The sequence below is a fragment of the Pseudemcibacter sp. genome, from assembly GCF_965661635.1.
In the GTDB taxonomy this organism is placed as follows: Bacteria; Pseudomonadota; Alphaproteobacteria; order Sphingomonadales; family Emcibacteraceae; genus Pseudemcibacter.
The window spans coordinates 1-5,045 of the sequence record NZ_CBFIEP010000075.1; the positions used below are offsets into that span (position 1 = coordinate 1).

Consider the following 5,045-nt stretch of genomic DNA (forward strand, 5'->3'; position numbering starts at 1 on the left):
TTTAATTCTTTCATTAAAGCAAAGGCATTTGAATAGGTTACAGTTATACGTTCCGTATTGACGACAGGCAGAGTAAAGCCTGCACGCTGTAATAAACCGCCGGCGTCCCGAACGTCCATGAGTGGGGACGCATGCGGTCTAATGCCGCCTAATCGTTCAATATCCGCTTTCATCATAGAGGCGCGCAGTTCAAATAGTGTTTCTCCCCCGAGTGACGCCCCAATAAAAAGCCCATCTGGCTTAAGACTATTAAATATTTGCACTAATGCACCGGGTAAATCATTGATCCAATGCAGGTTTAAGGCGCAGAAAATAAGATCAAGGGAATTGTTTTTGACGGGAAGAAACTCTTCATCGGCTTGAATAACAGGTTTTTTTAATGCTGAAATTTTATGAAAAGATAAATCTTGATCAATCAACAAAGCATTATCAAAATATTTTTGCATGAGTTGGTGATGCCCACCAATGTTGAGAACTTTACGGAAGTCCCTTTTGATGTCATCAAGATTATCGAGAAGCCTTTCTGTGACCTCTTTAAGCAAAAAGGCGTGATTTTCAAATTGATCAGCCGTTTTATCACGCCTTAACCTCAAAAGGTCGCGATTAAATATTGTTGCGTCCATATTGGGTGATTTAAATTTTGACTTTTTCTTATCTGCTTTTTCGGTCATAGTACTTATATGGCATTTTTAAAGACAAACGAAAAGAAACAATTGTCTATGGGGGGAATAAAAAGAATTATTCCATACATTCACGTACTGGCCAAATGGTATTAGATATTTTGTTACCGCCAAAATGCCTCAAATGCGGCTCTCGGGTTGTAGATGCTCATAATATATGTCCAGATTGTTGGAAAGATTTATATTTTATTTCGGATCCGAAATGTGCATGCTGTGGTTTCCCTTTTGGCAGCGATCTTGGAAATGATTATTCGGTTCTTGGTGAAACATTTTGTGCGGCATGCCAAAAATCCCCTCATTCGTTTGATAAGGCTAACGCCGCCCTCAGATATGATGATGAGAGCAGATCAATGATTTTAGGATTCAAACATCAAGACAGGACAGAATATACACAATATTTTACCAAATTACTCTATCAAGCCGGATATGATTTCTGGCATGATGCGAATATCCTTGTTCCGGTTCCTCTTCATAAAAAACGTCTTATAAGCAGGCGATATAATCAATCAGCGCTGCTTTCTGAGAGTTTGGCACGTAAAACAGGCCTTTACCATTTTCCGGAGGCGCTGGAACGTATTAAAAACACACCTCCCCAGCAAGGTAATCTGAAGAAAAGGTCTCAAAATGTTAAGGGGGTTTTTAAGGCCACGTTAGGTGTCGAATTAAAAGATAAAAATATCGTATTAGTTGACGATGTTTATACGACAGGGTCAACCGCAGATAATTGTGCGAAAGCCCTGAAAAAAGCCGGCGCGAAGAAGGCCTATTTGTTAACAGTATTTCGTGTGATTTCTCCGGTTACTGCAAAATGATTTGTTTATGGTTGTAATCTAAAGAAGATGTCCTATATATCATTCAATTATTAAGCTTGAATGGAATTTACTTATGACTGATATTGTAATTTATACTCGCCCAGGATGTGGTTTTTGCTCAATGGCAAAACAACTATTAAACAGCAAAGGAAAAGAATTCCAAGAGTTTAACATTTGGTCAAAAGATGAATATAAAACGGAAATGGAAAAAAGTAGCAACGGTGCGAGAACGGTGCCGCAAATTTTCATTAATGGCGATCACATTGGTGGCAGTGATGATCTATATGCATTAGACCGCGCCGGCCATCTTGATGCGCTGTTAAGCCAATAGTATTTCAGAAAAGGGTATGGTACCCTTAAGACATGGTGGAAAATCGACAAAAATTTAAAGTTGGTCTTGTGCAAATGACATCTGATGATGTCATTGCTGATAATTTTTTAATGGCTGAAACGCTTATCCGTGATGCGGCGTCAAAAGGCGCAGATTTTGTCTTAACCCCTGAAATGACAACACTATTGGATTTTGGCACTAAACAGGTGATGGAAAAAATTAGCGTTGAAGAAGATGATACATCGTGGCGTTATTTTGCGTCTCTTGCTAAAGAGCTTGAAATTTGGCTCCTGATTGGATCGATTGCGATCAAAAATGGTGATAAGGCTGCCAATAGATGCTTTCTTTTTTCGCCTGAGGGCGAGAAATGCGTAACATATGATAAAATTCATATGTTTGACGTGGATATCCCAGGGGATAAGGCTTACCGTGAATCAAACGCTTATCAAGCGGGCCAAGAGGCCGTCATTGCTCAATTGCCTTGGGGAAAAGTTGGCTTATCAATTTGTTATGACCTTCGCTTTCCCTATTTATACAGGATGCTTTCTAAGGCAGGGGCAACCATGTTAACGGTTCCTTCTGCGTTTACCTATGTTACTGGTAAAGCGCATTGGCATACATTGCTAAAAGCCAGAGCAATCGAAAATGGAGCCTATGTCTTTGCACCGGCGCAAGTTGGTGAACATAAAAACGGCAGAAAGACCTATGGACATTCGCTTGTGATTGACCCATGGGGCGAAGTTGTCTGTGATGGTGGCGATGGGGTTGGTGTCTCAATTGCGGAAATTGATATTGGAAAAGTGGATGAGGCAAGAAATCGCATTGCTTCTTTGACCCATGATCAAAAAGTTGTTATAAAGAAAACTTAGTAAAGAGTTGTCTTGAGTTTTAAAGTTGGCTAAATTATATAGGTCACCATAAGTAGTTAGAAATATTATGATTTTATTTGATATCAAATGTAGTGACGGCCATATTTTTGAAGCGTGGTTTCAAAATAATGAAGCCTATGAGAAACAAGCAGAAGATCATCTGATTGAATGCCCGCTTTGCGGTTGCACAAAAATTTCAAAATCTTTAATGGTCCCAAACATTGCACCGACTCCTTCGTCTGACAAAGTTGGCTTGGAAGAGCTCAATATCAATGTAGATCAGCAGCGTGTTATGGTGAGCGCGCATTCCCCTGAGGACAGCCAAGTCAGTCCTGAAGATGTTAAACGTGCTTTAGATCATATGCATAATACGATGGCAAAATTCCGTCGACAGGTTGAAAAGTCGTGCGAATATGTTGGAAACAACTTTGCTGAAGAAGCCCGTAAAATTCACTATGGGGATAGTGAAAAGCGTGGCATTTATGGCGAGACAACTATTCGTGAGACAGAAGAGCTCATCGAAGAAGGAATCGATATCTTGCCTGTCCCGGGCTCTGATAAACTAGATAGCTAGTCCACTAAGGATCATTTATGAATAATGTTTCCAGTCTTCTCGGTGTAATATTCGCTGGAGGACAATCGAGGCGCATGGATGGCATTGATAAATACGGAATTTCGGTTGGTGGTAAAACACTTATAAATCATATTTCGGAACGTCTTTCTCCTCAGGTCACAAACCTCATCATTAATGCTCAGGATCCGAATATCCTAGAAGGATTTAAAGTTGTGCCTGATCAAGAAAGTCATCTTGGCCCCATTGGCGGTATTTATTCAGCCCTAAAATATGCCCTGGAAAATGATTATCGAAAAATAGTCACTGTACCTTGCGACACACCATTTATACCGTATGATTTTGTAGAAAAATTATTAGGAATTAAAGACAGCTCTTGTGTTATAGCCTGCTCAGGGGGCCGCCTTCATCCAGTTTTGGGGTTATGGGATGTATCGATCATAAATGACGTCAAGACGTCAATTGAAAGCGGTGAATATACTTTAATGAAATTGATAAAAAAGTTGGATTATATTGAATGTCGATGGACAGAAAAACCGGATCCATTTTTCAATATTAATACACGTGAAGATATAAAAGTCGCCGAAAGTCGTTTTATTTTATAATTCGATCTGCAATATCACTGACAATATTTAAGCCCTCTTTTCTCGCAAATGCGATAAGGGCAATACCAGACTGTTCAGCAAGAGAAAAGGCAAGACCCGTAGTCGCAGATACGGCGGCGACGATAGGAATTCCAAATAAAGCACATTTTTGAACCATTTCAAAGCTACAACGGCTTGTGATAAGTGCAAAACCATTTGAAGGGTCGATATTATTTCTGATTAAATGACCGATTAATTTATCCAGTGCATTATGCCTGCCGACGTCTTCTCTTATTGCGATAATATGACCCGTATGATCAGCAAAGGCAGCTGCATGAAGGGCGCCGGTTTCTTTATTTAAGTGTTGCTGCGATTTAAGTGAATTCATCGCGTTATGAATTAGGTTAGCATTGATTTTAAAATCGGAAGTAATTTTCGGCAAGTCCTTGATGGCATGCTCTAATTTATCAACCCCACAAAGACCGCACCCCGTGCGCCCGGAAAGGGTACGATTATATTTTTCAAGGCGGTAGAAGGCTTGCGCATTTATTTCAATGGCCGCAATTTTTCCTTTTGGTGCGTCTTTGATTTGCGAATAAATAATATCGCTTTCTTTTTCAATGATACCTTCTGTTAAGCTAAAACCATAAGAAAAATCTACTAAGTCAGATGGCGACGCCATCATTACGGCAAAGGTGACACAGTTATATTCAAGAACAACCGGAACTTCTTCTGTAAGTGGTCTATCCTCTTTAATCTCGCCACTCGGTGACCATAAGCGCATAGATTTAAAGTTGGCTTTATCGCTCATTATTTTTAACCGCGAGTGCAACGTAATTGACAGAAAAATCATTGTTGCTCAATGACCAAGTTCCTCCTAATGGATTATAAACCATGCCTTGAATGATATTAATTGAAAAACCACTTTTTTTGGCATGCTCACAAAGCTCTGAAGGCTTTAAAAACTTTTGCCAGTCATGCGTACCAATCGGCAGCCACCTTAAAATATATTCTGCACCCGCTATGGCCATCACCCAAGATTTCATTGTCCGGTTTAATGTGGAGAGGGTCATACATCCATCTTTATTAAGTAGTTTATGGCAAGCATCTAAAAATGAAGCAATATCGGCCACATGTTCAATCACTTCCATATTGAGGATGACATCAAATTTCTCGCCTTGGTAGGCTAATTCTTCTG

Annotated in this window: 8 protein-coding genes; 5 read left to right on the forward strand and 3 right to left on the reverse strand. The window is 39.8% G+C overall.

Features of this window, described 5'->3' with window-relative positions:
• On the reverse strand, window positions 1-671 hold a 671-nt coding region (locus ACTF6W_RS05480), incomplete at its 3' end, for a methyltransferase domain-containing protein (RefSeq protein WP_438993541.1).
• A gap of 95 nt (window positions 672-766) precedes the next feature.
• On the opposite strand from ACTF6W_RS05480, the gene ACTF6W_RS05485 reads away from it, so the two are divergent.
• The 5 genes from ACTF6W_RS05485 to mobA all read left to right on the forward strand — a co-directional run bounded on the left by ACTF6W_RS05485 (window position 767) and on the right by mobA (window position 3,868).
• Complete coding sequence (locus ACTF6W_RS05485) at window positions 767-1,492, forward strand: double zinc ribbon domain-containing protein (protein ID WP_438993542.1); 726 nt, start codon at window positions 767-769, stop codon at window positions 1,490-1,492.
• A 73-nt stretch (window positions 1,493-1,565) separates the two neighbouring features.
• Window positions 1,566-1,823 carry a glutaredoxin 3 gene (gene grxC / locus ACTF6W_RS05490; RefSeq protein WP_438993543.1) on the forward strand — a complete coding sequence of 86 codons (258 nt, stop codon included), beginning with the start codon at window positions 1,566-1,568 and terminating at the stop codon, window positions 1,821-1,823.
• Window positions 1,824-1,855: 32 nt separating this feature from the next.
• Complete coding sequence (locus tag ACTF6W_RS05495; protein WP_438993544.1) at window positions 1,856-2,692, forward strand: carbon-nitrogen hydrolase family protein; 837 nt, start codon at window positions 1,856-1,858, stop codon at window positions 2,690-2,692.
• A gap of 67 nt (window positions 2,693-2,759) precedes the next feature.
• Entirely contained in the window at window positions 2,760-3,266 is a 507-nt protein-coding gene (locus ACTF6W_RS05500) for a DUF1178 family protein (RefSeq protein WP_438993545.1), read from the forward strand.
• 17 nt (window positions 3,267-3,283) lie between these two features.
• The gene (mobA, locus tag ACTF6W_RS05505) at window positions 3,284-3,868 is read left to right on the forward strand and encodes a molybdenum cofactor guanylyltransferase (protein WP_438993546.1); all 585 of its coding nucleotides are present in this window, start codon (window positions 3,284-3,286) and stop codon (window positions 3,866-3,868) included.
• Here the strand turns inward: mobA and fdhD are convergent.
• Together fdhD and ubiG are read right to left on the reverse strand one after the other, a co-directional pair.
• Window positions 3,858-4,658, reverse strand: a complete 801-nt coding sequence (gene fdhD, locus ACTF6W_RS05510) for a formate dehydrogenase accessory sulfurtransferase FdhD (RefSeq protein ID WP_438993547.1) — start codon at window positions 4,656-4,658, stop codon at window positions 3,858-3,860. The two genes, mobA and fdhD, sit on opposite strands and share 11 nt — an antisense overlap.
• Window positions 4,648-5,045, reverse strand: a 398-nt coding sequence (gene ubiG / locus ACTF6W_RS05515; RefSeq protein ID WP_438993548.1) for a bifunctional 2-polyprenyl-6-hydroxyphenol methylase/3-demethylubiquinol 3-O-methyltransferase UbiG, incomplete at its 5' end; no start/stop codon positions are given. The genes fdhD and ubiG, both read right to left, overlap by 11 nt.

Excerpts from the sequence above, each read along its gene's own strand:
- grxC (WP_438993543.1), top strand. The coding sequence starts at position 1,566 with ATGACTGATATTGTAATTTATACTCGCCCAGGATGTGGTTTTTGCTCA.
- ACTF6W_RS05495 (WP_438993544.1), top strand. The coding sequence starts at position 1,856 with ATGGTGGAAAATCGACAAAAATTTAAAGTTGGTCTTGTGCAAATGACA.
- ACTF6W_RS05500 (WP_438993545.1), top strand. The coding sequence starts at position 2,760 with ATGATTTTATTTGATATCAAATGTAGTGACGGCCATATTTTTGAAGCG.
- mobA (WP_438993546.1), top strand. The coding sequence starts at position 3,284 with ATGAATAATGTTTCCAGTCTTCTCGGTGTAATATTCGCTGGAGGACAA.
- ACTF6W_RS05485 (WP_438993542.1), top strand. The coding sequence starts at position 767 with ATGGTATTAGATATTTTGTTACCGCCAAAATGCCTCAAATGCGGCTCT.
- fdhD (WP_438993547.1), bottom strand. The coding sequence starts at position 4,658 with ATGAGCGATAAAGCCAACTTTAAATCTATGCGCTTATGGTCACCGAGT.